Source organism: Caballeronia udeis (assembly GCF_044909315.1).
Lineage (GTDB): Bacteria > Pseudomonadota > Gammaproteobacteria > Burkholderiales > Burkholderiaceae > Caballeronia > Caballeronia udeis_A.
In genome coordinates this window covers 258,935-283,590 of record NZ_JBIYEB010000004.1, presented here as the reverse complement: position 1 = coordinate 283,590, position 24,656 = coordinate 258,935, and the positions used below count along the sequence as shown (strand labels likewise).

Here is a 24,656-nt window from a genome sequence, read left to right as displayed (position 1 = left end):
GGTAAATTCACGGTAATAGCCGATGCGAAACAATGACCACGACGCCGAGCACGATCACGTAGATCGCGAGATCGAAAATGGAGCGATGCCAGATGAAGCGGTACAGCCCGACACGGGCGAACACCCGCGTGACGATCAGGCAGAAAAGGTACGAGACCAGCATCAGTACCAGCACGGCGGGCAGGTACACGCCGTAGATATCGATTTCACCGATCATCGCGGGGTGCCGTCGGAAAAGGAATGGAAGGAGCAGCGCGTCATGCGGCAGGTCCCGGTTGGGGCGGCAACGCGGCCGCGAGCGTGTCCGGGAACAGCGACAGACGCATGCCTACCAGCGCATGCAATGCATCGCGGATCTGGCGGCCGGGCGCCGTCTGGTCCGGCTGCGCGGCTTCCACCGCCGCCTCCGCCTGCACCGCGCCGCCGCGCCGGGTCATGCGTTCCAGCGCTATATCGATATCCGTTTCCAGGCTCGCCGGTACCGGCTGACGCACGCCGCGCTCCACGCACTGCTGGAAATACGCGCGCACGCCTTCCAGCACGCGATCGACCGACGCAAGATCGGCGTCGTGCAGTCGCCGCCGCAAGCGCCGCAGATCGAGCGAGTTGAAGGCAATGCGCAGGTCGCGAAAACTTTCGATGGACGGATGCCGCTGGTCGTCGCTGGCGGCCAGACGCGGGATGACCTGCATGAGACGGTCGATCATGCGCGCGGTGTGATTTTTCTGATCGTCGACGGGCCGGGTCGATGCACTCAGCGCCACGTCGCGCCAGCCCGAGCGGATCAGCCGGGCCGCTGCCAGTTCGGAACCGAACGGCCGTGTCACGCGGGTCCAGACGAAGGCGAATAACAACCCTGCCGGTCCCGCCAGATTGCTGTTCATGAAGGTCAGGAAGTTCGCGTCGTAGGTTCCCTGGATGCTGATGAACGTGGCGGTATTCACGGCTGTCAGCATGGTCGCGAGATTGAATTGCGGGCGCGGGATCAGCGTGCCGATCAGGATGAAGGGGACCGCGAACATGATCACGAGCATGGGGAAGTCGTGCACCGTCGGCAGGATGACGAACAGATACAGCCCGGCGAGCACCACGGCAAGACAGGTGTAGGTGAAGAACGCGAATACCTGGGGTGCGGGTTCATCGAGGGCGGCGAAGAAACAGCACGCCACCGCGGCCAGCGTGACCGCGCCCGCGCCGTCGTTCCAGCCGGATGCAATCCAGAGGCTCGACGCGATGAAAATGGCCAGTACGGCGGAACCCGCCGAAAACAGCAGCATGCCGCGATCGAAGTACTGCTGCGTGCCGCCGAGCCGCCAATGCCGGTAACGGGGCCGCCAGCTACCGTGTTCGTGCGTGATGATCACGCGCAGCGCGCGGCAATCCTGCCAGACATCGACGAGTTGTTTCAGGCGCCATAGGGTGTTCGAAAGCAGCGCGCCTTCCCAGGTCCGCAGCCGGTCCGGGTCCGGTTGCAGGCTCGCGATCCGGTTGCGCAGGGCGTCGGCCTTGGGGTCGTTATTGGCGTTGCTGGATGACGCTGCATCAGTGCGCGCGGAGAGCGGTTCATCGAACCATGTGACGATATCGGCGAGTAGCGGTTCGAGGCCCGGTGGCGGCGGGTTTTGACCGTTGAACAACGCGGCCAGCGGATCGCTGATTGCCGACATGATCGGCATCAGCAGTTGCATCCTGCCACGCAGCGCCTGCGCCCGCGCGAGTATGTCGGGCCGGGTGTGGTCGTAGGCAAGCTGGCTCAGCAGGAATTCGAGCGCGTTGACGGTGACCGCGAGCCGCTGCCTGCACGCTGAAATGGTCTTGCCGCCCATCCGCCCGGAGAGCGTTTCCTTGGCATAGAAAGCGGCGTCGCGGAACCAGGCGTCGGTCCGCTCGATCAGCGTTGGCGCAAGGCGGTTTGGCAGTATGGCGCTGCCGACCACGCTCGCACACACGATGCCGAGCAGGATCTCCTCGGTCCGTGTGACAGCCAGGTCGAAGATGCCCGCCGGGTTCATCACGGAGGGCAGTGCGATCAGCGGCATGGTGTACGCGGCCAGCATGAACACGTAGCTGCGTGCGGTGCGGTCCGAGATGGCGAGCAGCAGCAGCGTGCCCGTCCACAAGGCGACTATCGCGCTGAACCAGTAGGGCGACTCCACGAACGGCGGCACGAACAGCACGGCGGCCGATGCGCCGATCATGGTGCCGAGCGCGCGATACAGCGCCTTGGAACGCGTCGCCCCCACGAACGGATTCGACACGATATAAACCGTCGCCATCGCCCAATAAGGACGAGGCAGTTCCAGCTTGAGGCCGATATACAGCGCCAGCATGGAAGCCGCGAAGGTCTTGACCGAAAATATCCAGTCGCGCGAAGTGGGGTACGTCATGGTGCGCTAGACGCCTTCTTCCGTATCGGTGTCGGTCGGGCCGATGCCAGGGCCCTGGTGTGACGCGGGTGCTGAAGCCGGTTGCGTTTGACTGAACGCGCCCAGTTTAAACGCGGCGAATACCCGCAGGGTCGCTTCCAGGTCCTCGCGGGTCACATCGTTCAACACACCGGCGCGCAGTCCGATCAGTTCTTTCTCGATCTTGGCGGTCACCGAGCGGCCTTCGTCGGTGAGCGAGATGATCTTCGCGCGCCGGTCGTCGGGATCTTCGTCGCGACGCACGAGGTTGGCCGCGCACAGCTGGTCGAGCAGACGCACCAGCGATGGTCCCTCGATTCCGGTCAACTCCGCGAGCGCAACCTGCCGGACGGGCGCGTCGAGCCGCGCCGCGATCAAGAGCGGCGTCGCGCAGGCCTCGGAGACGTTATAGGCGGCGATAACCCCTTGGCTCGTGCGCCGCCACTGGCGCGCCGCAATGACGAGCGCACTGCTGACGGATTGGCGAAGGACATCGATTTCTGGCATGGCGCGCATTGTATTTCGCCAACAATTCGTTAGCAAGCTATTGAATTAATTTTTGGGGCGGGATGCGAATGAAGCGAGGCGCATCAAGCGAGGCGAGGGCGGCGAACAGCGCGGCTAATGCGTGCGGCCGCGCTGGAGCAGGAGCTTGCTGAGGACCGTGAACGCCATCGTGGGGAGTTCATCGAGTTTTCGCACGACGATGTTATGCGCATAAAACTTTTCTACGGCGTCGTCGAGCAATCCGATACCAATCAGTTCTATTCCCGAGTTCGCGATCTCGTCTATACGTGCCCGCAAGTCGGTGCGCAATATCACCGGATGGCCGTCACCGGTGGCGGGATACCCGTCGGAGAGGACCATCAGGATGCGCCTGCCGGCGCGTTGTGCGGCAAGGCGCCCGGCGGCCCACGCCAGCGCTTCGCCGTCCGGATTCTCGTGACCGCAATCGATCGCGCTCAACCCCACCGGGTTATTCGAGCCGAAACGCTTGTAGACCTGCAGGTCGAGCCGTTCGACGCGCCGGTTGAAACGGTTCAAATCCACGCCTTCGGCCAGCTTCTGCTCATAAAGTGCGCGCATTTCCGGGGATTCGACCGAGCTGTAGCCGAGCACTTCGCACTTGAACGAAAGCTGCATCAACGCGTCGCAGAGTGCGGCGGCGCAGAGCCTCGCGAGGGCGATCTTTCCGCCGGCCATGGAGCCGCTTCGGTCGATCAGCAGCGTGACGGCGGCATCGCGCCCTTCAGTCGTGCGCTTGACGCGAAACGGCGTCCTGTATCCCGGCGATATCACCAGCTTGGCCAGCGCCGGCCGGTCGATTTCCCCGCGCTCCTGTTCGCGCTTCCAGTGCGTCTGCTCATCGGCTTTCAGTGCACGTTCAAGGCGTGCGGTCAGCGGCGCGGTTTCCGCGCGTGCGAGCGCGCGCAGGTTGCGCCACGCGCCGGCGTCACCCAGGCCGGTGAGGTCGGTGATGAGATCGAATTCGGTCGTGAGCGGAATGGACAGACGAGGGCGGCCATCGATCATGTCGATATCGAAGGTCATCGGCGCGGCCGGCGCCTCTGCTTCGGAAGCTTCCGAGGCGGCATCGGACGGCGCTTGGGCGAGGCTGGCGGCGTCAGAAGACGCTGCGTCGGACATTTCCTGCGACGCCGCGGCATCCAGCGCATCCGGATCGGCCGATACCTGCTCGGCGTCCAGGGCTTCGTCGGCATCGGCGGAAAACATCATTGTGTTCACGTCGCCGGCTGCGAGCGACCTGATCCGTGCCACGAGAGCTCGCGCGCCCGCCACGCTTTCAGCAGTCGAACGGCTGGTACGGGTGGCCTGCAGCAGTTCGCTCACGGCGCCGAGTGTCGCGATCAGGGACGGAGTTCGTTCGGTCACGTCGGGCGCCTCGTCCCAGAGCGCGCGTTCGATGAACCAGATCAGCTTGTCGCGCCAGGCCAGCGTCGGCCAGCGTGCATGGGTGTTTCGGGCCGTTTGTTCATGTAGTTTCTCAACATACCCGCGTGCGCCCGGATAGTCGTTGAACAAGCGATCGCAGACGCGCCGGTCTTCAATCGCTTGTGCAATCTGCCGGGTCGGGCCGGCATTGAGCGCGCTGATTTCACTGATTGCGGAGTATTTCGAGCGCGCCACCAGCAAGTCGAGCTGACCCGTGAGCGCGTCCAGATTGATTGCGCCGGGAGCGTCCGGCGGGATTTCCGGCAGCACAATGCGGTCGCGTTCCACGCGTGGTCCGGTTGCATCGAATGACACTGTCACGCCGTATCGGCCCGTCAGCACGCGCGCCATCTTGCCGAGCATGGCGTGCGTCGCGTCTGAATAGGCGAGAACGGAGAAGGACACGTCGGTTACCTGTAAGACACGATGGTCTCGCGCTTCACGCCGTTTTCCACATCGGCTGGCGTGAAAGCCGCGCTTGCGCTCGGGCAAGATCGCGCAACGTTGGCGGGATTGCGCATGAGCACGTTGTTCATTCGTCGAACGCAATGTGATGCCGGATGATGCTGCGGATCAGCGCGGCGTCCTCGGCGCTCACTTTCGCGTAGATCGCCGGGCCGGCGGCGCGTTCCGGGTCGCCGGAACGCAGCATCAGGTCGGCCCAGTCGAGCAGGCGCCGGGTCGAGAACGCGCTCGCCAGATCCTCGCGGGCGAACGCCGCGCGGCAATCGGCAGCAATTGCCGCGAGCGTTTGCGCCATCGACCGCGTGAAGCGGCTCCCTAGCGTGTGCATCAACACTTCGGCCTCTTCCTCGGGCGACAGGTAGTTCATCAGATACACGCGCCAGCGATCCAGAAACGCCTCGTTCATCAGGTTGGCGCCCTGATACAGATGCCGGTACACACTCATCGCACCGACCGCGTTTGCGGTTGCGAACAGCCGGAACGACGGATGAGGCGGTACCAGTTCGTTGCCCTTTTCCTTCAGCAGCAAACGGCCGTGGGGTTCGAGCACGGCAGTGAGAACGGCGAGTATCGAGGGTTCGGCGAAATCGATTTCATCGACTACGAGCCACAGGCCTTCGCGCATGGCGGTTGGCAGGACGCCGTCGACCCAGAGCGTTTCACCGCCTTTCACGGTCCAGAAACCCACGAAATCGCCGATGGTCGTCTGGCCGTTCATGTTCGCCCGCAGCACGCCGTGCTGCGTACGCGCCGCGACCTGCTCGATCAGGCTCGTCTTGCCCGCGCCGGTATGGCCGATCAGCAGTACGCGCCGGTTCTCCACGATGTCCTGAAGGATGTCGCCGAAACGCTCGGGAAAGAGATACGCGGGGTTCAGGCGCGGCACGAGCGGACCCGGCTGGCCGACAGGCATGTTTACCGGGCCGACTACCGTGGTGGTTTCGTTTGAATCCGGCGTCGCGCCTTGCGGCGCTTGCCTCGCGGCGTGCCGGAGCTCTTTCAGAAATCCCGTTCTTCCCGCAGCCGGCAGCGGCGCAAGCGCGGGATCGCCCGGACGGAAGAACCCCTCCCGGTGCCACTTTTGCAATTTCGACTTGAGATTTTCGAGGTCGACGACCGTATCGATATTGGCCGGCCCGTCGCCGTAGCCATGTTCAATCCGATACATCTGCGGCCGGTCGGAGAGCGTCACCTGCCACCACTCTGCGGCCTGTCCCGTCGAGCGCTCGTAGCGGCCAATGTGAGGATCGTCTTGCAACTTCGGTTCGGGCGCGTTCATTGGCTTGCGGGCATGGGCTGGGTGAATGAGTGAGGCTGAATGTTCGAAACTTTACACGGTCGAGGGCTATGACTCAGTGCGACTGAGGCGGTGTCGGGGGATTTTTTGGGGTTGGAACGATGGGTGGTCAAGAGTAAATATTGATGTCTTCGATAGCTATAAACTAGTTTAATAAAACATGGTAAATAACGGATATTTAATAAATTTTTTTGAGAAAATTCGTCAATCCAGGTGATCTCGAAATTTGTTCATAAAAACGCTATAAGTATCAGTTTTCAAAAGAAAATCGTCTATCCGGCGCCCCTCAATCTCCCCCGTATGACAAAACCTTCACGCAAGCGAGGCGGAAACGACAATCCGCCTGCCTATTCTGAAAGCGCAGTCTCGGCAACAGCCCGGTACTCGTTGCCTCTCAAGGCGATATGACAAACTCAAGGAGACACTCATGAATACCCCTTTCAGACTCGCATTCCCCCTTGGACTGATGCTGGCCAGCGCGTGCGCAATGGCCTCGAACCCGCTTACTCCGCGCGAATGCAACGCCTATCCGTTTAAACCCGCGCACGGCGAGGTCACGCATCGTGCGCTGATGCGCGAACTGACGGAGCTTGAGTCGGTGGGCTACCGGCCGGCGATCGACAATTATTCGCTCGATATCACGCAAGCTCGCGAGCGGCTTATCGATAAATACAATACGGACTGCAAGCCGAAGCAGGCTGCGACTAGTCTGCCGGCAACCAATAGCTGAGCGTGATCGAGAGGTTGGCTGGAGCGCGGCGTCCGGAAATTCGATGAGCTTCAGGGCGCACGCCGCTGCGGGTGGGCGGCCCCATGGCGATGCCGCAGATCAGGATTCACGAGCTACTTCTTGTTAATGATTAACTGAAGAAATAGTTCATAAGTAATTGATTTTATGCATAAAAACTATAAAACATGTTGTTCTGGATTAAATAAATTCGATATGTTATTGAATTTTAAAGAATTTAATGAAATTTAGATAAGATTTGCGCCACCTTCAGGCTCGAAACCAGATCACATATCCTCGGTGGAAGCCTGATCTGCCAACTCGCTCGCACGCCACCTTCCAGCCCGCGATGGCAAAATACCCGCTCCACCTACCAGGAGCTGCAATGAGCACCCCGATCCAGCACGACTTCCGCAGCGATACCGTCACGCGACCCAGTCAGGCCATGCGTGCCGCGATGGCATCCGCGGAAGTCGGTGACGACGTTTTCCGCGACGATCCCACTGTCACGCAACTGGAAGCCGTGATGGCCGAGCGTTTTGGCAAGGAAGCGGCTGTGTTCCTGACGTCGGGCACGCAATCGAATCTGGTCGCGCTGATGGCGCATTGCGGGCGTGGCGACGAGTACATCGTCGGGCAGCAGGCGCATGCCTACCGCTGGGAAGCGGGCGGCGCGGCGGTGCTGGGGAGCATCCAGCCGCAACCGCTGAACAATCAGGCGGACGGCTCGCTGCTGTTGACCGAGATCGAAGACTCGATCAAACCGGACGACTCGCATTACGCACGCACTCGGCTGCTGGCGCTGGAGAACACGATCGGCGGCAAGGTTTTGTCGCTGGAGTACATGGAAGCCGCGACGGCGCTGGCTCGTCGGCATGGCCTTGCCACGCATCTCGACGGCGCGCGTATCTTCAATGCGGCAACCGCGCTTGATACGCCGGTGGCGACCCTGACCCGCTCTTTCGATACGGTGTCCGTGTGTTTATCGAAGGGCTTGGGTGCGCCGGTTGGCTCGGTGCTGGTCGGCGGCGCGCCGCTGATCGCGAAGGCGCGACGCACGCGCAAGATGGTGGGCGGCGGTTTGCGGCAGGTCGGCATTCTCGCCGCGGCCGGACTTTACGCGCTGGAGCACAACGTGGCGCGTCTCGCCGACGACCACGCCAATGCAGCAACGCTGGCTAAAGGTCTGGCAGCCTTCGAGCAATTGAAAGTCACGACGCCGGACACGAACATCGTGTTCGTGGAAGTGGACAGCACGATTGCCGATGACTTCAAGACGCATCTGGCGGCGCGTGGGATTGGAATCACGTCGACGTATAGCGCGACCAAACAGCGCTGGGTCACGCATCTGGATGTGGACCGCGCGGCGGTTGAAAACGCACTGGCGGCGGTTCGGGCGTTTTTCTCCGGACGGTAACTGCCACGCGCGGGTTCAATCCTCGCGGGTTCAATCCTGTTTAATAAAATCGATGAACGCGCGCAGCGGTGCGGGCATATGCGTGCGGCTCTGGTAGTACAGAAACGGCCCTGAAAAATTCTCCCACCACTCGTGCAGCACGGGCACGAGTGCGCCGCTTTGTATGGCTGGCCGCAAGAACTCCTCGAACGTATAGATCATGCCCAGGCCGGCTGTGGCGGCGCCTACTTCAAGCTCGATCACCGACGCCACCAACGGTCCGTTCGGCGTGAACCGAACCTGTTCGCCAGCGCGCTCGAAACGCCAGGCCGCCAGCACGCCGCTTGCAAATCGATGTCCGATGCATGCGTGCTCCAGCAAATCGCGAGGATGTTCAGGCCATCCGTGCGCCGCAAAATAAGCCGGCGCGGCCGCCGCCATGAAATGCTGCCTGCGCGGGCCGATTGGCACGGCGATCATGTCGCGTTCGATACGTTCGTCGTAGCGAATGCCGGCATCGAAACCTGCTGCCAGCACGTCGATAAACGTATCGTTCGATACCACCTCGAGCGTGATGCCCGGATGCGCCGCGAGAAAGCGCGCGACGATGGGCGGCAACACGTGCATGGCCACGATGCTCGGGACATTCAGGCGCAAGGTGCCGGTCGGGCTGTCGCGGAAACTGTTGATTGCGTCGAGCGCGCCGGCAATCTCGCCGAGCGCCGGTCCCAGCCGTTCCAGCAGGCGCTGGCCGGCTTCCGTGACCGTGACGCTGCGAGTGGTGCGATTCAGCAAACGCACGCCGAGCCGGGCTTCAAGCCGGCGAATCGCCTCGCTCAAGGCGGAGGCCGACACACCGCGCAAGCGCGCCGCAGCCCTGAAGCTACGGACCTTGGTGACGGCAACGAAGGCGCTGAGATCGGAGAGATCGGGATCGTTCATTGTGCGTTTTTTCGTACAGCCCGTGCTGTGAAGGCCGGATTGTCGCACGGCAAAACGCCTCGCATACTCTCTCGAACGCTCGCAATGACGCGACGCCCGACCCAGGAGACTTGAGATGAACTATCGGCAACTCGGCGCGACCGGACCGCGCGTATCGGAGCTTGGACTTGGCTGCATGGGCATGTCCGGCATGTACGGACCGGCCGACCGGAACGAAGGCATTGCCACGATCCACGCCGCGCTCGACGCCGGCATCACGCTCCTGGATACCGGTGATTTCTACGGCAGCGGCCACAATGAAGCGTTGATCGGCGAAGCGCTGAAGGGCACGAAGCGCGATTCCACCGTCATCAGTGTGAAATTCGGTGCGCTGCGCGATCCGGCCGGCGGCTGGGTCGGTTATGACGCGAGGCCGGCTGCGGTGAAGAACTTCCTGACGTATTCAATGCAGCGCCTCGGGGTGGATTACATCGATATCTATCGTCCCGCGCGGCTCGATCCGAATGTGCCGGTCGAGGACACCGTGGGCGCGATAGCGGACATGGTGAAGGCGGGTTACGTGCGTCACGTCGGGCTGTCCGAGGTCGGCGCCGAGACGATCCGGCGCGCGGCAGCCGTGCATTCCATAGCGGATCTGCAGATCGAGTACTCGTTGATTTCCCGGGGCATCGAAGGCGATATTCTCTCGACGTGCCGTGAACTCGGCATTGGCGTGACGGCTTACGGCGTGTTGTCGCGCGGGCTGATCAGCGGCCATTGGCAGACGACGCAAAATCTGGCCGGCAACGATTTCCGCGCGCATAGCCCGCGGTTCCAGGGCGAAAATGCCGAGCGCAACCTGCAACTGGTCGAAGCGTTGCGGCGGATTGCGGAAGCGAAGGGCGTGTCGGTCGCGCAGATTGCGATTGCATGGGTCGCGGCGCAGGGCGCGGATATCGTGCCGCTGGTTGGCGCACGGCGGCGCGACCGGTTGGCCGAAGCGCTGGGGGCGCTGGATGTCGTGTTGACGCCGGACGAACTGAGTGCCATCGAATACGCCGTGCCGAAGGGCGCTGCAGCCGGCGACCGTTATGCGGCCGCGCAAATGGCCCATCTCGACAGCGAGACACGCCACGGCTAACGGCTTCCGTCAGACTCGCGGCGTTGGCGCGATCCGATTGCAAGTTGGCGCGATCGGATTAGTGCCGCAAGGAGGTCGCTCCTAGAATCTGGTGAACGCAGCACCTTTCGTTCACCATTAAAGGAAGCACCTCAATGTCTTCAGTCTGGTTTATTACGGGCAGTTCCCGCGGCATCGGCCAGGAATTGGCCAAGGCCGTCCTGGCCGCGGGTCATCGAGTGATCGCGACCGCGCGCCGTCCCGAGGATCTCGCCGCGCTCGTGGAGCAGTATGGCGAGCGCGTGCGCGCCGTCGCACTCGACGTGACCGACCCTAGGTCGGCACAGTCGGCCGTGCAGCAGGCCGTGGCGGCTTTCGGCCGTCTGGATGTCGTTGTCAACAATGCGGGTTATGGCAACATCGCATCGATCGAGGAAGGCGACGACGCCGATTTCCGCGCGCAGATGGAAACCAATTTCTACGGCGTGTTCAACGTGACGCGCGCCGCGTTGCCGATCCTGCGCGCGCAGCGCAGCGGCCATATCATCCAGGTTTCATCGATAGGCGGGCGCGTCGGTTCGCCCGGCCTCGCCGCGTATCAATCTGCGAAATGGGCAGTGGAAGGGTTCTCCGAGGTGCTGTCGAAGGAAGTCGCGCCGCTCGGGATCAAGGTGACGATCGTGGAGCCGGGCGGCTTCCGCACGGATTGGGCCGGCTCGTCGATGACCATCCACACGCCCGGGCCGGACTACGTGGCGAGCATTGCGCCCTTGCTCGAATACCGCGCGTCACATCGGCCAGTAGGCGATCCCGCGAAAGCCGCGCAGGCCATCCTTGGCATTGCGGGACTGGACGAAGCGCCGCTGCGATTGCTGCTCGGCAGCGACGCGGTGCATATCGCGGGGCAAGTGCATGAAGCGCGCGGCGCGGCGGATGCCAGGTGGCGTAACGTGAGCCTGTCGACTGACGCTGACGACGCCCCCGAATGGCGCGGGCTGGCCGATAAACTCGGGATCGTGAAGGAACCTGTCAAGGACTGAAAAGCGTATGAAAACCGATGGCGTTCCGGTCAGTCACACGCTGTTCGCACGGCTGCGGGCGCTGGGCGTGGATGTGCCGCGCACGTTCCGCGCGGCAGGCTTGCCCGTGCCGGCGGCGGTGAATGGCGAGCCGGGCAGGCTGCGGCTGACGACGCAGAAATACTTCGCGCTGTGGGACGCTATCGCGCAGGTGAGCGGCGATCCGGCCATCGGCTTGCGCATTGGTGCTGAAACTTCGCACGGACAACTCGACGCCATGTCGCTCGTCGCGCTGCATTCGGCCAACTTCGGCGAGGCGCTGGAGAAGCTTGCGCGCTACAAGCGGCTGAGTTGTCCGGAGGAGGTGGTGGTCACCGTGCAGCGTGACGAGGCGGCCGTGACATTCCGCTGGTTGCTGGCCGAGGGTTTTGTCCCCGACCTGCTGGCGGACGCCATGTTCTCGTCAGCGCTGGCAATGGCGCGGCGCGGATCGGGCGTGGCGGTTAAACCGCGTCGCGTGGAGCTGACACGGCGGGCGGCCAACCGGGCGATGTTTGCGCGCCATTATGGTTGCGAGATCGTGTTCGATGCCCCGAACGACGTGCTGGTGTTCGATGCGGCAAGTCTTACACTGCCTTTCGTGACGCATAACGTCGATTTGCTTGCCGCCGTGGTGCCGCAACTCGATGCCGGACTGGCTGCGCTTGCCCGCGAGCAAACGTTCGCCGATCACGTCGATACCGTTCTCGCACGGAGCATGCGCGGCCAGCGGCCGAGCGTTGAGGCGCTGGCGCGTGAACTGGGGATCAGCACGCGAACGCTGCAACGCAAGCTTGCGCTCGATGGAACGAGTTATCAGGAACAACTGGACCGCGTGCGTAGCCGGATAGCTCGGCGCTTGCTGGGCAGTACGGATCTCGCAGCCGGCGAGATCGCGTGGTTCCTGGGCTTTGAAGAGGTCAACTCGTTTTCCCGGGCGTTTAACCAGTGGGAAGGGATGACGCCTCAGCGATGGCGAGGCAATGAAGGCGGGGGCCGTCACCGGCTGTTTTCGGAACCCGTCGTTTGATTCGGAATGCTGATCAGGTGATGCTGGCCCCTAATCGGCCATGAAGCTTCATCGCCGATTAGGGGAATCTTGAGGCTGCGCTCCTGGACGCGTCGCGCTACGCCCAGTGACGGTTCAGGAATGCCGCGACCGCATCGAGCGCGCGGCGCGCAGCCGGCAAATCTCTCGTTGCGCCCTGGAACACGTGGTGCAGCCCTTCGAAGATATCGAGCTGCACCTCGCCACCCTTGTCCGCCGCCGCGTGCGCGTAGCGCCGCGCGTCGTCGAGCAGGATCTCGTCGCTGCCCACCTGGATCAGCAACGGCGGCAGGACCTCGGGCACGGCGTAGAGCGGCGACGCCCGGCCGTCCTTCGGATCGGCGCCTGCGAGATAAGCCGCGGCGGGCCCTCCAAGCATTTCCGGCTGAATGAAGATGGGGTCGTGGACGTCAGGACTGGTGACCGAGGCGCCGGTCATCGCCAGATCGAGCCAGGGCGAAAAGACTGCGATGGACGCTATCGCCGGTGAGTTTGTCGCCGTATCGCCCAACACGCTGAGGGCCAGGCCGCCGCCCGCAGAGTCACCGACCAGCGCGACCTGCGAAATACCTTGGCCTTGGCTGCCCAACCAGCGGCGAACCGCGGCGGCGGCTTCGGATGCGGCCGGGAACACCTGCTCCGGCGCGAGTGGATAGTCAGCCACGAACGCCGCCACGCCCGCGCGGACCGCAACCTGGCTGGCCAGGCCGCGATACGCCTTGGCCGAGCCGAGCATGTAGCCGCCGCCGTGAAGGAAGAGGATCGCGCGGTCGGCCGGAGCGCCGGCCGGGCGCACCCACCAGCCGCTGACGCCGTCGCGGTCGACGGCTTCCAGGGTGGCGCCATCGGCGATCGGCGTACCGGCGATCATCGTGTCATAGGTCTCGCGCTGATTGCCGGTGGGGTTCGAGAACAGTTGGTGGATCCCGGCGAGCACGGCCTGCTCGATCTGGCGCTCGTCTTCAGACAGAACGTGCCGGGTCTCAATGGAGGTGGTCTTGGTGGCGGTGGTCATGGCGCTTCCCTCTGGTCTTGGGGCCGGACACTTCCGGCCGCGTCTGGCGAAAGGATCATCCATTTCCGTCTGGCACGGAAGTCCGGTTTCCGGAATAGAATCCATTCCTGACAGGAAGTATTGGGAACCTTCTATGGATCGGCTCGACGCAATGCGTCTCTTTGTCCGCGTGGTCGAACGCGGCAGCTTTTCGGCGGTTGCGCGGGAGGCCGGGGTAGGCCAGTCGGCGGTCAGCAAACAGATTGCCGCCCTCGAAGCCCACCTGGGTGCGCAACTGCTGCGCCGCACCTCGCGGAGCATGACTCTCACCGACGCCGGCCAGGTCTTCTACGAATCCGCCTTGCGGGTGGTCGATGAATTCGACGCGGCGGAGTCCCTGGTTGGGCACGGCCAGTCCGCGCCGTCCGGCCTGGTCCGGGTGACTGTCGCCCCGGTGTTCGGGCGGCTCTACATAGTGCCGCGCCTCCCCGAGTTTTTCGCTCGCTATCCGGACATCTCCATCGAGCTCACCGGCTCCGGGCGCAACATCAACCTGATCGAGGAAGGTGTCGACCTGGCGATCCGCAACGGCGAGCTCACCGACTCGAGCATGATCGGACGCCGTATCGCCATGGCGCCTTTTGCGACTGTCGCCACGCCGGCCTACCTGGCGTTGCGTGGCGTGCCGCTGACCCCTGCCGACCTCGATGACCACGCCTGCCTGATTTTCGCTCCGCTCCACGAGCCGCTGCCGTGGGAGTTCCGGGATGGGGCGAGGACCATCCTGCATCACCCGAGGGCGAACTTCCGTACCGCCGACGCCGAACAGGTCCGCGCCGCGGTACTCGCAGGCCTGGGCCTTGCTCACAGCCCGGCCTGGGGGTTCGCGCCCGAGATCGCCTCGGGCGCGGTCCGCGTCGTGCTGGCCGACTACGCCCCCGGCCCGCTGGCCATCAGCGCCGTGCACCCCGCAGGCCGCCGCTTGCCCACCAAGGTCCGGGTGTTCATCGACTTCCTGGTGGAGATCCTGGCCGGCGCTCCGGCGCTGACGGAGCCACTACGCTGAGTCGGGATTCAACGGCGCCGGCGTTCCGTGTTCAACCGATACGTGAACCGGAGAAACCCCCCGGCCTGCAATAAACTATGACATTCAAATCCAGCCACGGTCGTCATGCCGGCGCGCTGGTCCCAGAATTCCCGTTTGAAAGGACCGATCTTGCTTCACATCGAAACCCCGTTGATCCTGCATCCCGGACTGTCTACGTCCACGCGCCGCATCTGGCTCAAGCTCGAAAACCTGCAGCCCAGCGGCTCATTCAAGATGCGCGGCATGGGCTTGCTGTGTTCGCAGGCGAAAGCAGCCGGCAAGCGCCGCGTGGTTTGTGCGTCGGGCGGCAACGCTGGATTTGCGACGGCGTTCGTGGCGCGCTTGCTCGACATGCAGGCGGAGATCGTGGTTCCTTCCACAACGCCCGAAAGCACCCGCAAGCGGATTGCCGCGCTCGGCGCGACGGTGATCGTGCATGGCGATGTCTGGGACGAAGCGAACGAACATGCGCTGGCACTCTCGGCGTCCGATGAAGTCGAGTACGTGCCCGCGTTCGATCACCCCGTATTGTGGGAAGGCCATAGCACGATGATCGACGAGATTGTCACTGTCCTGCCGCAAGTGGATGCGGTTGTGGCCAGCGTGGGTGGGGGCGGTTTGCTTGCGGGCATCCTGACCGGTTTGCTGCGCAATGGCCGCACGGATTGTCGTGTGATCGCGTGCGAGACGACGGGCGCGGCATCATTTCGCGCGGCGCTCGATGCGGGGCATCCGGTGAAACTGGATCGCATCGACAGCATCGCAAAGTCGCTTGCTGCGCTTCAAGTGGCGAGCTGGCCGGTCGACGCCATCAAGCAGTTTCCGCACGAGTCGGTTGTGCTGCCGGATGCCGACGCAATCATGGGCGTGACCCGTTTCGCCGATGATCACAGGCAGCTCGTGGAACCGGCGTGCGGGGTGTCGCTTGCTGTCGCTTACCTCGATCATCCGGCGATTGCCGGCGCCCACGACGTGGTGATCGTGGTGTGCGGCGGAGTCAGCGTCGATGCGCGGATGGTGGCGGACTGGGCGGGCTGATCGCTCGCGCCGGGCATGCGCTGTGCAAAAAACCCGGCGCAACGTTCACCGGTCATGTTTGTGTCTGATCGCCGGATCGTCCTCGTCCATCACGTCGCCGAAGCCCGTCGGCACGACAATCAGCGGGTGATTCGCCGCGGTCTCATGGTTATCGGCAAGTGCGAAGGCCTCCGAAATAATTTTATCCACGTCCTGCCGCATCATCGTCACTTCAAACGGTAGATGGGCGGCAAAGGGATCCCAGTCGAAGCATCCGACAACCGTCGATTGCAACGCGTCCCGGGACAGTTGCGACGTGAACTGCACCAGCCCTTCGAACGCGGTGATCGAGTTGATGAACAAACCCGAGGGCAGCTTGCCCAGGCTCTCGTAGCCACGAGCAAGCGCTTGCCGGGCAACGGACGCGTTGTATCCGCAGCAGTCCACTGCATTGGCCGCGGGGGTGATTCCCCTTGCCTCGAACGCGTCGCGGAAGCCGAGAATGCGCTCCTCCGTTGCGTATTCGCCGGCCACCCCGCCAAGGAAAACCAGCTCTTCGGGCGCACCACCGCGCGCTTTCATTTTATCGATCAACACCTCGGTCAGGGCGCGAGCACCGCCGCGGTTGTCCGACACCACCGACGGCGCGCCGGCACCGGGCAGGTCGACATTGATGCAAGTCACGCCCGCTGCCGCACACAGTGCGTTAAGCGGCGTTGGGTTGAGCACGCCGGCGATAAACAGCACTTCGACCCGTTGCGACAGCAACGTCTCGGTGACGCTTGCCTCGACCGCCGGATCCCTCTGGGTACTGACGACGATCGGACACAAACCGCGGCTTCTCGCCTGTTCTTCGAAGGTCTCCGCGAGGCCCGCAAAAAAACGATTGCGATAGTGCGGAAGAATCATGCCGGCGAGCCCGGAGCGGGAAAGCCTCAAGCCCCGGGCGCGCATGTTGACGTTGTACCCGAGCTGCTGCGCGCTCTCCAGAATGCGGTTGGCGGTTTCCTCCTTGATGCGATATCTCGCCCAACTTCCGTTCAGCACCATGCTCACCGCCGTGACCGATGTGCCGGTTGCTTCCGAAATATCGTAGATCGTGGATTTACGCCCCTTACTGCTGCGGACCATCTGAGTTTTTCCCTGTCAATTGGGTTGCGCCGTCACCCGGAGGCTGACCTGCTTCGGCCGGAAACCATACTAGGGTATTCGATAATTGATCATGGTGCTAAATGGATTCAGCATCGGTTTAATTATTAGCTGAATGGATTTAGCAAGTCGCTAAAGTTTAGCGGTGTGACCAGCGGTTTTGGGTGCGCGGGGGCCAACCAGCACCTTGCCAACGCTTTGCGAAGCGCATTTTATTTGCCGCGATGTCCCTGCGTTGAACATAGGCACGCGGTTATTTTCAGTTTTTGGTCCGCAGATGCGGGACCGCTACCGGAGGAGTGACTCAATGAATAAGCTCGGTGTTCATGCATTGGTATGGGCCGGCGACCTGACGCCGGAGTCGACCCGCAAGGTCATCATCCAGACCAAGGCAGCGGGTTTTGATCTGGTCGAGCTCTCGCTCCACGGGCCCAAGGTCATGGACCTGGCGCTTACGCGTGACCTGCTCCAGGAGCACGGCCTGGAGATCGGGTGTTCGCGTGGGCTTACGCTGGATGCGGACGTATCCAGCGATAACCCGGAGTCGGTTGCCCGTGGCCTGGCATTACTGGAAGAGGGCGTCAGCATTACGGCGGAACTTGGCGGCAAGTACTTCGGCGGCATTCTCTACGGTGCAATGGCGAAGTACCACGCACCGCTCACCGCTCAAGGAAGGCGCAACGCGGTTGACTCGCTCAAGCGGATTGCCGATTTCGCGTTGAAGAAGGATGTCACTCTCGGCCTCGAAGTCGTGAATCGCTACGAAAGCAACCTGCTCAACACGGCATCACAAGCGCTCGGCATGCTGGATGAAGTCAATGCGCCCAACGTGGTGGTACACCTCGACACCTATCACATGAATATTGAGGAATCCGACTTTATGCAGCCGGTGCTGGCATGCGGCAAGCGTTTGGGTTATGTCCACATTGGCGAAAGTAACCGGGGTTATCTGGGCTCAGGCACTATTGATTTTGCCCAATTCTTTCACGCACTATCGATGATCGGCTATGAGGGCGTGGTCACCTTCGAGAGCTTCTCATCCACTGTCGTGAACGAACAACTGTCAAACGCGCTGGCGATCTGGCGGAACCTGTGGGACGACAGCATGGATCTCGCCACTCATGCGCGGACGTTCATGGCCGGCGGCATCAATGCTGCGGCTAAAGCCAGGGTGCACCATTAGCAGGATTCCGGCTGGGGCTTGGAAGGACGCGAGGCATGGCACCTCTGCGGTCATGCGCTTGCAGCGTCCACGTCCTTGCTTCGTTTCGCGGCGAACCCCCAACTGCTTGAAGACCGGCGAAGTGCGCCGCAATAAACAAACCCAAACCGGATTGTGCCGATGATCGAAGACCGTTTTCTCGCGAGACTGCATCAGCTGGTGGCGGATGGCCAGCGCCGTATCCTTGGGCTGGTGGGTGCACCGGGCGCCGGCAAATCAACGCTGGCGCAGGCCATTCTCGAGGCACTGCCGGGCCGCGCGGTGGTCGTGCCAATGGACGGGTTTCATCTTGCGAACGTCGAACTCGCACGTCTGGGCCGCGCGTCCCGCAAGGGCGCCGAGGATACATTCGACAGCGCCGGTTACGCCGCATTGCTTGAGCGCCTGCGCGCGCAACGTGACAACGAGCTGATCTACGCTCCCACGTTTCGCCGGGAGATCGAGGAGCCCATTGCCGGGGCCATTCCGGTCATGCCGGACGTGCCGCTTGTGATCACCGAAGGTAACTATCTGCTGCTGCAGCAAGGCCACTGGAAGGCGGTTCGGCCTCTGCTCGACGAAGCCTGGTATGTCGATGTCGATCCGCAATTGCGTGTGCAGCGGCTCATTGCGCGCCACGTGCAGTTTGGCCGCGATGAAGACGCCGCCAGAGAATGGGTCCAGCGAACCGACGAGGTCAACGCGGCGCTGATCGAGTCAACCCGCGGGCGCGCCGATCTGGTTTTTCAATGGACGTCATAGAGCGTGTGATCGCAGGGAACATCAATATTTCAGGCAGATAATCACCTCGTCAATCCAGCGCGGATTGACGATTCAAACGCAGCCATCCGCCACTAAGCGCGGGTAAACCCACCCTCTCGGCAGGCGCGACAAACGGTTGCGCCGCACGCCTCCACCACGGTCCCCGTTTGCCCGGCCTTCTGCCGCGAAAACTCGCGGCATCGCTCAAACACCCCTCATCGCATCGCAGCAAAAAAAACGTCAAACCTGCCGGTGCGCCAGCATTTCCGTGTCAATCGCACCGCACCACATTCGATGCATCAAACAAATCCGCTTGACTAATACTGTGTGTGGAATATTGTATATCACAAATCAAACAACACCCGCCAAGGAGGAGAGACGTTATGGCAGAAGTACTGAACCACCCGCAGACCGCCACTGCAGCCGAGACAGCGAAGCAAGAAACACCCGCGACGACCGACGGTTTTCATCTGGTCATCGACGCCCTGAAGCTGAACGACCTCAACACGATCTTCGGGCTGGTCGGCATTCCCATTACCGACCTGGCGCGCCTGGCGCAAGCCGAAGGCATGCGCTTCATCGGCTTTCGTCATGAACAGCACGCGGGTAATGCGGCGGCTATCGCCGGGTACATGACGCAAAAGCCGGGCATCTGCATGACGGTTTCTGCACCGGGCTTCCTGAATGGCCTGACGGCGCTGGCCAACGCGACCACCAACTGTTTCCCCATGATCCTGATCAGCGGATCCAGCGAGCGCGAGATCGTCGACTTGCAGCAAGGCGATTACGAGGAAATGGATCAGCTCAACGCTGCCAAGCCCTACGCGAAGGCCGCGTACCGCGTGCTGCACGCGGAAGACATCGGCATTGGCATTGCGCGTGCGATCCGTGCGGCGGTGTCGGGCCGTCCCGGTGGCGTCTATCTGGACTTGCCGGCGAAACTGCTGTCGCAGACCATCGACGCCGTGAAGGGCAAGCAATCCCTGGTACGCGTGGTCGACGCCGCGCCGCGCCAGCTTCCGGCGCCTGACTCGGTCAAGCGTGCGCTCGACGTGCTGAAGGGCGCGAAGCGTCCGCTGATCCTGCTCGGCAAGGGCGCGGCTTACGCCCAGGCCGACGCGCAGATTCGCGAACTCGTGGAAAAGAGCGGCATTCCGTACCTGCCGATGTCGATGGCAAAAGGGCTGCTGCCCGATACCCACGAGCAATCGGCATCGGCCGCGCGTTCGTTCGTGCTGCAGGAAGCCGACGTCGTGCTGCTGATCGGCGCACGCCTGAACTGGCTGCTGTCGCACGGCAAGGGCAAGACGTGGGGCGGCGCACCGAAGCAATTCATCCAGGTCGACATCTCGCCGACGGAAATTGACAGCAACGTCGCGATCGCGGCGCCGGTGATCGGTGATATCGGCTCCTGTGTGTCGGCCCTGCTCGGCGGCATGGATGCCAGCTTCCCGAAGCCTTCTGCCGGGTGGACGGGTGCAATTGCCGAGCGCAAGAACAAGAACTTGGAGAAGATGGCCGCGACGCTTGCCAAGAACCCGTCGCCAATGAATTTCCACAGCGCACTGCGCGCGATCCGCGACGTGTTGAAGACGCGCCCGGACATCAACGTGGTCAACGAAGGGGCGAACACGCTCGACTACGCCCGCAGCATTATCGACATGTATGAGCCGCGCAAGCGTTTCGATTCGGGTACCTGGGGAATCATGGGTATCGGCATGGGCTTTGCCATTGGCGCGGCGGTCACGAGCGGCAAGCCGGTCGTTGCCATTGAAGGCGACAGCGCGTTCGGTTTCAGCGGCATGGAACTCGAAACCATCTGCCGCTACGACCTGCCGGTTTGCACCATCGTCTTCAACAACAACGGCGTGTATCGCGGCACCGACGTGAACCCGACCGGCGGCAAGGACGTCGCCCCGACCGTGTTCGTCAAGGGCGCTCGCTACGACAAGATGATCGAGGCATTCGGCGGCGTAGGCCACCACGCCACCACGCCTGAAGAGCTGACGAAGGCGCTGCAGGAAGCCATTGCGTCCGGCAAGCCGACCCTCATCAACGCGGTTATCGATGAAGCCGCCGGCACAGAGAGCGGCCGCCTGACGAATCTGAATCCGCAAAGCACGGCGATGAAAAAGTAATCCGCTTGGAAGGTATCGGCGGCAATGCAGACACACGCCGCCGATGCCGCCGCCAGAACATCAGTGAAAACCCACCTTTAGCCAGTGAGTCAGGAGACAGGAATCATGAGCAAGCCACTCGAGGGAATCAAGATTATCGACTTCACGCACGTGCAGGCAGGCCCCGCCTGCACGCAGTTGCTAGCGTGGTTCGGCGCCGACGTGATCAAGGTGGAACGTCCGGGTTCGGGCGACGTCACCCGCACGCAACTGCGCGATATCCCGGATGTCGACGCGCTGTATTTCACCATGCTCAACAGCAACAAGAAGTCGCTGACGCTCGACACCAAGAAGCCGGAAGGCAAGGAAGTGCTGGAGAAGCTTATTAAGGAATCCGATGTGATGGTGGAAAACTTCGGCCCGGGCGCGCTCGACCGGATGGGTTTCCCGTGGCACGTCATCAGCGAACTGAATCCGAAGATGATCCTGGCTTCCGTGAAGGGCTTCAGCGACGGCCACCATTACGACGACCTGAAAGTCTATGAAAACGTCGCGCAATGCGCGGGAGGGGCGGCATCGACCACGGGGTTCTGGGATGGCCCACCGACCATCAGCGCAGCGGCGCTGGGCGACAGCAACACCGGCATGCACCTGGCCATCGGCATCCTGACGGCGCTGATCGGGCGCGACAAGACTGGCAAGGGGCAGAAGGTCGCGGTATCCATGCAGGACAGCGTGCTCAACCTGTGCCGCGTGAAGCTGCGCGACCAGCAACGCCTGGACCGGCTGGGTTACCTCGAGGAGTATCCGCAATACCCGCACGGCGAATTCAGCGATGTCGTTCCGCGCGGTGGCAATGCCGGCGGCGGCGGACAGCCGGGATGGGTCCTGAAGTGCAAAGGCTGGGAAACCGATCCGAACGCGTATATCTACTTCACGATCCAGGGTCATGCCTGGGCGCCGATTTGCCGTGCGATCGGCAAACCCGAGTGGATAGAAGATGCGAACTACAACACGGCGATCGCGCGTCAGCCGCATATCTTCGACATCTTCAAGACAATCGAAGAATGGCTCGCCGACAAGACCAAGTTCGAAGCCGTGGACATCCTGCGCAAGTTCGATATTCCGTGCGCGCCCGTGCTGACGATGAAAGAGCTGGCCAACGATCCTTCGTTGCGCGAAAGCGGCACGATTGCTGAAGTTCCGCACAAGGAACGCGGCACATATCTCACGGTGGGCAGCCCGATCAAGTTCTCGGACATGAAGCCGGAGATCACGGGGTCGCCGTTGCTGGGCGAGCATACGGACGAAGTGCTCGAGAGCCTGGGTTATAGCAGCGCGCAGATCGCCGACCTGCATCAGAAACAGGCCGTTTAAACGCAGCACCGACGCAAGACCGCCGCGCCGCGGATGCCCTGACGGGAATCCGCGGCGCGGCCAGAAAAAGACCCGGGCCATTTCAACCATGAATAGCGCCATGCAACCAAAATCCCCCATCGATTTCAAGCAACTGGTCGACGTGATCGGCGACGCGGTCGTCATCTCCGACGCAAGTGGCGCAATCACCTTATGGAATCCCGCTGCCGAACGCATGTTCGGGTTCACGCCCGAAGAAGCGCTGGGAAATTCGCTGGACCTCATCATTCCCGAGCGCTTGCGAGGACGTCACTGGAGCGGCTACGAAAAGACCATGGCGACCGGCGAGACGCGTTACGGACACGACGTGCTGCGCGTGCCGGCCGTGCACAAGGACGGCCGGTCCTTATCGATTGCATTCACCGTCGCGCTGCTGCATTCAGCGGGACCGGAACACAGTGTCAGCGGCATCGTGGCTGTCATACGCGATGAAACCAGCCGCTTCACTGAAGAGCGAAACCTCCGCAAGCGCCTCGCCGAACTTGAAGCAAAATCCGGCGCGTGATCCGGATACAAAGACCGCGCGCGGGACTGCACTACAGTAAAAGGAGACAACAATGACCGCCCAAGCGGACGTGAAACGTTACGAGCTGCTGATTGGTGGCGAAGCAGTACCACCCGGTGGCGGCGCGTATTCCAGCATCATCGATCCATCGACCGAGACACCGATAGCGAGCGTTGCCCAAGGCACCGCTGCTGATGTCGACCGTGCGGTGCAAGCTGCGCGCGCCGCGTTGAAACCATGGAACGCGATCCGCGCATCCGAGCGAGGCCGGATCCTGATGCGCTTTGCAGAATTGATGCGCACGCATCAGGATGAAATTGCCGCGGTGGAAAGCTTGGACGCCGGCAAGCCGATCTCCGGCGTGCGGCGCCAGGATGTACCGGCTGCCATCGACACGCTCGCGTATTACGCGGGCTGGTGCGACAAGATCAATGGACAAGTGGTGCCCGCGCGCCCGGACGCGCTGACCTACACCGTGCGTGAACCGGTCGGCGTGGTCGCGGCTATCGTGCCGTGGAATTTCCCGTTGATGATCGGCATGTGGAAGATTGCGCCCGCGCTTGCCTGCGGCTGCACGCTGGTCGTCAAGCCCGCGGAGTTGACCCCGCTGTCGGCGTTGATGCTCGGCCGTCTCGCGCTGGAAGCAGGCGTACCGCCGGGCGTACTCAATATTGTTACCGGCAAGGGCTCGGTGGTCGGCGACGCGCTCGTGGCGCATCCGGGTGTGGACAAGGTCACGTTCACCGGTTCGCCATCGGTCGGCCGGGGAATCCTGCAGGGCGCGGCGGTCAACTTCAAGCGAGTCACGCTTGAACTGGGCGGCAAGTCGGCCAACGTGATTTTCGCCGATGCCAATCTCGATCAGGCTGCACGCGCAGCCGCCTCGGGGATCTTTTTCAACGCGGGGCAGGTGTGTTCGGGGGGCTCGCGGGTTTTGGTCCAGCGAGCCGTGTACGACGAGGTCGTCGAACGTCTTGCGCAGCGCGCGAAGGCAGTCACGCTGGGTGATCCAGCGCAGAAAGAGACGTCGATGGGACCGCTCATTTCCGCGAAGCAGATGCAGTCGGTGCTCGACTACGTGGACATAGGCAAGCGTGAAGGGGCGTCGGTGGTGTCGGGTGGAAGACGATGGGGCGAGCGCGGCTATTTTGTCGAGCCCACGGTGTTTGCCAATGTCGAGCACGAGATGCGCATCTCGCAGGAAGAGATCTTCGGCCCGGTGGTCAGCGTGATTCCCTTCGACGACGAAGCCGATGCCGTGCGCATCGCCAACGGGACGCTATACAGCCTTGCTGCGGGTGTGTGGAGTGCGGACATCGGCCGGGTGCACCGGATGGCGTCAGCGCTCAAGGCAGGCACGGTCTGGGTGAATACCTACGGTTATACGGACGTGCGATTGCCGTGGGGCGGCTCGGGTGATTCAGGCTTTGGCCGGGAGCATGGGGACGTGGCCATCGAGAACTTTACAGAGCCCAAGAGCGTGTGGGTGTCGCTGGCGCAATGAAGGAAGGGGGAGGGTTTGACTAACCCGCCCCCCTTTGAAATTGCAGTGCCTGAGTTGCAGCCTGAGTTGCAGTGCCTGAGGCGTGACCTCAGGCTGGAACATTCGCGCGTCAGGCGGCTTCCGCATGCGGCGTATCGCAGTCGGGCCGCCACATCCGCGCGCCGCGGGTATCGTCGGCGCGGGCGATGCTGGTGGCGCGGCACGCCTCGTAATACGCGTTTTTCCTGTCCACGATGGCCTGGCACAGGAACTCCGTGCTGTACGCCTTGAGCAGGTGAGGGCAATGCATTTCGATGTACTGCGCGATGCGTGCCTGATCGCTTGCTGTGTGCGCCAGCGACTGAAGGGTTTCGACGTCCCAGCGGAACATCAGGTCAAGTTCTTCGAAGGCGCTGTTGTAGGCGCAAAGCTGCGTCTGGAGTTCGCGCGCATCGGCGATCGTGGCTTGTGAACGGTTCATGGTCGTCTCCATACATAGTTAGCCGTGGAATGACAGCGTGCTGTTTGCTGCGTG

22 protein-coding genes are annotated in these 24,656 nt (G+C 62.5%); 13 read left to right on the top strand and 9 right to left on the bottom strand.

The window, feature by feature from the left end; all coding sequences use genetic code 11:
• Positions 1-7: 7 nt before the first annotated feature.
• The 5 genes from ABH944_RS08675 to ABH944_RS08655 form a co-directional block, all read right to left on the bottom strand.
• Positions 8-217, bottom strand: a complete 210-nt coding sequence (locus ABH944_RS08675; protein WP_404605630.1) for a DUF1656 domain-containing protein — start codon at positions 215-217, stop codon at positions 8-10.
• Positions 218-257: 40 nt separating this feature from the next.
• The gene (locus ABH944_RS08670) at positions 258-2,387 is read right to left on the bottom strand and encodes an FUSC family protein (protein WP_404605632.1); all 2,130 of its coding nucleotides are present in this window, start codon (positions 2,385-2,387) and stop codon (positions 258-260) included.
• 6 nt (positions 2,388-2,393) lie between these two features.
• Positions 2,394-2,912 carry a MarR family winged helix-turn-helix transcriptional regulator gene (locus tag ABH944_RS08665; protein ID WP_404605997.1) on the bottom strand — a complete coding sequence of 173 codons (519 nt, stop codon included), beginning with the start codon at positions 2,910-2,912 and terminating at the stop codon, positions 2,394-2,396.
• A 114-nt stretch (positions 2,913-3,026) separates the two neighbouring features.
• Positions 3,027-4,763 carry a cobaltochelatase CobT-related protein gene (locus tag ABH944_RS08660; RefSeq protein ID WP_404605633.1) on the bottom strand — a complete coding sequence of 579 codons (1,737 nt, stop codon included), beginning with the start codon at positions 4,761-4,763 and terminating at the stop codon, positions 3,027-3,029.
• A gap of 127 nt (positions 4,764-4,890) precedes the next feature.
• The gene (locus ABH944_RS08655) at positions 4,891-6,102 is read right to left on the bottom strand and encodes an AAA family ATPase (protein WP_404605635.1); all 1,212 of its coding nucleotides are present in this window, start codon (positions 6,100-6,102) and stop codon (positions 4,891-4,893) included.
• Between the two features lie 445 nt (positions 6,103-6,547).
• Between ABH944_RS08655 and ABH944_RS08650 the strand changes: the two genes are divergently transcribed.
• Entirely contained in the window at positions 6,548-6,850 is a 303-nt protein-coding gene (locus ABH944_RS08650; RefSeq protein WP_404605636.1) for a hypothetical protein, read from the top strand.
• A gap of 382 nt (positions 6,851-7,232) precedes the next feature.
• Positions 7,233-8,264 (top strand): low-specificity L-threonine aldolase, encoded by a 1,032-nt coding sequence (gene ltaE, locus ABH944_RS08645; RefSeq protein ID WP_404605637.1) that lies wholly within the window; start codon positions 7,233-7,235, stop codon positions 8,262-8,264.
• Between the two features lie 30 nt (positions 8,265-8,294).
• Here ltaE and ABH944_RS08640 read toward each other — a convergent pair whose 3' ends face one another.
• Positions 8,295-9,185 carry a LysR substrate-binding domain-containing protein gene (locus ABH944_RS08640; protein ID WP_404605638.1) on the bottom strand — a complete coding sequence of 297 codons (891 nt, stop codon included), beginning with the start codon at positions 9,183-9,185 and terminating at the stop codon, positions 8,295-8,297.
• A 115-nt stretch (positions 9,186-9,300) separates the two neighbouring features.
• Here ABH944_RS08640 and ABH944_RS08635 point away from each other — a divergent pair, with 115 nt between their 5' ends.
• The 3 genes from ABH944_RS08635 to ABH944_RS08625 all read left to right on the top strand — a co-directional run bounded on the left by ABH944_RS08635 (position 9,301) and on the right by ABH944_RS08625 (position 12,372).
• On the top strand, positions 9,301-10,305 hold the full coding sequence (locus ABH944_RS08635; protein ID WP_404605640.1) for an aldo/keto reductase: 1,005 nt from the start codon (positions 9,301-9,303) through the stop codon (positions 10,303-10,305).
• 134 nt (positions 10,306-10,439) lie between these two features.
• Complete coding sequence (locus tag ABH944_RS08630; protein ID WP_404605641.1) at positions 10,440-11,324, top strand: oxidoreductase; 885 nt, start codon at positions 10,440-10,442, stop codon at positions 11,322-11,324.
• 7 nt (positions 11,325-11,331) lie between these two features.
• Positions 11,332-12,372, top strand: a complete 1,041-nt coding sequence (locus ABH944_RS08625; RefSeq protein ID WP_404605643.1) for an AraC family transcriptional regulator — start codon at positions 11,332-11,334, stop codon at positions 12,370-12,372.
• 97 nt (positions 12,373-12,469) lie between these two features.
• Here ABH944_RS08625 and ABH944_RS08620 read toward each other — a convergent pair whose 3' ends face one another.
• On the bottom strand, positions 12,470-13,405 hold the full coding sequence (locus ABH944_RS08620) for an alpha/beta hydrolase (RefSeq protein ID WP_404605644.1): 936 nt from the start codon (positions 13,403-13,405) through the stop codon (positions 12,470-12,472).
• Positions 13,406-13,538: 133 nt separating this feature from the next.
• Here ABH944_RS08620 and ABH944_RS08615 point away from each other — a divergent pair, with 133 nt between their 5' ends.
• Together ABH944_RS08615 and ABH944_RS08610 are read left to right on the top strand one after the other, a co-directional pair.
• Complete coding sequence (locus tag ABH944_RS08615; RefSeq protein WP_404605646.1) at positions 13,539-14,450, top strand: LysR family transcriptional regulator; 912 nt, start codon at positions 13,539-13,541, stop codon at positions 14,448-14,450.
• A gap of 150 nt (positions 14,451-14,600) precedes the next feature.
• Positions 14,601-15,509: a pyridoxal-phosphate dependent enzyme gene (locus ABH944_RS08610; RefSeq protein ID WP_404605647.1), complete on the top strand. Its 909-nt coding sequence runs from the start codon at positions 14,601-14,603 to the stop codon at positions 15,507-15,509.
• A 45-nt stretch (positions 15,510-15,554) separates the two neighbouring features.
• Here the strand turns inward: ABH944_RS08610 and ABH944_RS08605 are convergent, their stop codons facing one another.
• Positions 15,555-16,619 carry a LacI family DNA-binding transcriptional regulator gene (locus tag ABH944_RS08605; RefSeq protein WP_404605649.1) on the bottom strand — a complete coding sequence of 355 codons (1,065 nt, stop codon included), beginning with the start codon at positions 16,617-16,619 and terminating at the stop codon, positions 15,555-15,557.
• A 325-nt stretch (positions 16,620-16,944) separates the two neighbouring features.
• Here ABH944_RS08605 and ABH944_RS08600 point away from each other — a divergent pair, with 325 nt between their 5' ends.
• The 6 genes from ABH944_RS08600 to ABH944_RS08575 all read left to right on the top strand — a co-directional run bounded on the left by ABH944_RS08600 (position 16,945) and on the right by ABH944_RS08575 (position 24,142).
• The gene (locus ABH944_RS08600; RefSeq protein WP_404605651.1) at positions 16,945-17,820 is read left to right on the top strand and encodes a sugar phosphate isomerase/epimerase family protein; all 876 of its coding nucleotides are present in this window, start codon (positions 16,945-16,947) and stop codon (positions 17,818-17,820) included.
• Between the two features lie 159 nt (positions 17,821-17,979).
• Positions 17,980-18,600, top strand: a complete 621-nt coding sequence (locus tag ABH944_RS08595) for a nucleoside/nucleotide kinase family protein (protein WP_404605652.1) — start codon at positions 17,980-17,982, stop codon at positions 18,598-18,600.
• A gap of 383 nt (positions 18,601-18,983) precedes the next feature.
• Positions 18,984-20,738 carry an oxalyl-CoA decarboxylase gene (oxc, locus tag ABH944_RS08590; protein ID WP_404605654.1) on the top strand — a complete coding sequence of 585 codons (1,755 nt, stop codon included), beginning with the start codon at positions 18,984-18,986 and terminating at the stop codon, positions 20,736-20,738.
• A 105-nt stretch (positions 20,739-20,843) separates the two neighbouring features.
• Positions 20,844-22,094, top strand: a complete 1,251-nt coding sequence (frc, locus tag ABH944_RS08585) for a formyl-CoA transferase (protein WP_404605655.1) — start codon at positions 20,844-20,846, stop codon at positions 22,092-22,094.
• 100 nt (positions 22,095-22,194) lie between these two features.
• Positions 22,195-22,638, top strand: a complete 444-nt coding sequence (locus ABH944_RS08580) for a PAS domain S-box protein (protein WP_404605657.1) — start codon at positions 22,195-22,197, stop codon at positions 22,636-22,638.
• Positions 22,639-22,690: 52 nt separating this feature from the next.
• Positions 22,691-24,142: an aldehyde dehydrogenase family protein gene (locus ABH944_RS08575; protein WP_404605658.1), complete on the top strand. Its 1,452-nt coding sequence runs from the start codon at positions 22,691-22,693 to the stop codon at positions 24,140-24,142.
• Between the two features lie 109 nt (positions 24,143-24,251).
• Here the strand turns inward: ABH944_RS08575 and ABH944_RS08570 are convergent, their stop codons facing one another.
• A complete protein-coding gene (locus ABH944_RS08570) occupies positions 24,252-24,602 on the bottom strand; it encodes an HAD family hydrolase (RefSeq protein ID WP_404605660.1) in 351 nt (116 codons plus the stop codon).
• Positions 24,603-24,656 lie beyond the last annotated feature (54 nt).

What these genes read in the sequence shown, in the direction of transcription:
- ABH944_RS08625 (WP_404605643.1), top strand. Translation starts at nt 11,332, where the DNA reads ATGAAAACCGATGGCGTTCCGGTCAGTCACACGCTGTTCGCACGGCTG.
- ltaE (WP_404605637.1), top strand. Translation starts at nt 7,233, where the DNA reads ATGAGCACCCCGATCCAGCACGACTTCCGCAGCGATACCGTCACGCGA.
- ABH944_RS08655 (WP_404605635.1), bottom strand. Translation starts at nt 6,102, where the DNA reads ATGAACGCGCCCGAACCGAAGTTGCAAGACGATCCTCACATTGGCCGC.
- ABH944_RS08600 (WP_404605651.1), top strand. Translation starts at nt 16,945, where the DNA reads ATGAATAAGCTCGGTGTTCATGCATTGGTATGGGCCGGCGACCTGACG.
- ABH944_RS08620 (WP_404605644.1), bottom strand. Translation starts at nt 13,405, where the DNA reads ATGACCACCGCCACCAAGACCACCTCCATTGAGACCCGGCACGTTCTG.
- frc (WP_404605655.1), top strand. Translation starts at nt 20,844, where the DNA reads ATGAGCAAGCCACTCGAGGGAATCAAGATTATCGACTTCACGCACGTG.
- ABH944_RS08640 (WP_404605638.1), bottom strand. Translation starts at nt 9,185, where the DNA reads ATGAACGATCCCGATCTCTCCGATCTCAGCGCCTTCGTTGCCGTCACC.
- ABH944_RS08665 (WP_404605997.1), bottom strand. Translation starts at nt 2,912, where the DNA reads ATGCCAGAAATCGATGTCCTTCGCCAATCCGTCAGCAGTGCGCTCGTC.
- ABH944_RS08615 (WP_404605646.1), top strand. Translation starts at nt 13,539, where the DNA reads ATGGATCGGCTCGACGCAATGCGTCTCTTTGTCCGCGTGGTCGAACGC.
- ABH944_RS08570 (WP_404605660.1), bottom strand. Translation starts at nt 24,602, where the DNA reads ATGAACCGTTCACAAGCCACGATCGCCGATGCGCGCGAACTCCAGACG.
- ABH944_RS08580 (WP_404605657.1), top strand. Translation starts at nt 22,195, where the DNA reads ATGCAACCAAAATCCCCCATCGATTTCAAGCAACTGGTCGACGTGATC.
- ABH944_RS08635 (WP_404605640.1), top strand. Translation starts at nt 9,301, where the DNA reads ATGAACTATCGGCAACTCGGCGCGACCGGACCGCGCGTATCGGAGCTT.
- oxc (WP_404605654.1), top strand. Translation starts at nt 18,984, where the DNA reads ATGGCAGAAGTACTGAACCACCCGCAGACCGCCACTGCAGCCGAGACA.
- ABH944_RS08670 (WP_404605632.1), bottom strand. Translation starts at nt 2,387, where the DNA reads ATGACGTACCCCACTTCGCGCGACTGGATATTTTCGGTCAAGACCTTC.
- ABH944_RS08650 (WP_404605636.1), top strand. Translation starts at nt 6,548, where the DNA reads ATGAATACCCCTTTCAGACTCGCATTCCCCCTTGGACTGATGCTGGCC.
- ABH944_RS08675 (WP_404605630.1), bottom strand. Translation starts at nt 217, where the DNA reads ATGATCGGTGAAATCGATATCTACGGCGTGTACCTGCCCGCCGTGCTG.
- ABH944_RS08595 (WP_404605652.1), top strand. Translation starts at nt 17,980, where the DNA reads ATGATCGAAGACCGTTTTCTCGCGAGACTGCATCAGCTGGTGGCGGAT.
- ABH944_RS08575 (WP_404605658.1), top strand. Translation starts at nt 22,691, where the DNA reads ATGACCGCCCAAGCGGACGTGAAACGTTACGAGCTGCTGATTGGTGGC.
- ABH944_RS08630 (WP_404605641.1), top strand. Translation starts at nt 10,440, where the DNA reads ATGTCTTCAGTCTGGTTTATTACGGGCAGTTCCCGCGGCATCGGCCAG.
- ABH944_RS08605 (WP_404605649.1), bottom strand. Translation starts at nt 16,619, where the DNA reads ATGGTCCGCAGCAGTAAGGGGCGTAAATCCACGATCTACGATATTTCG.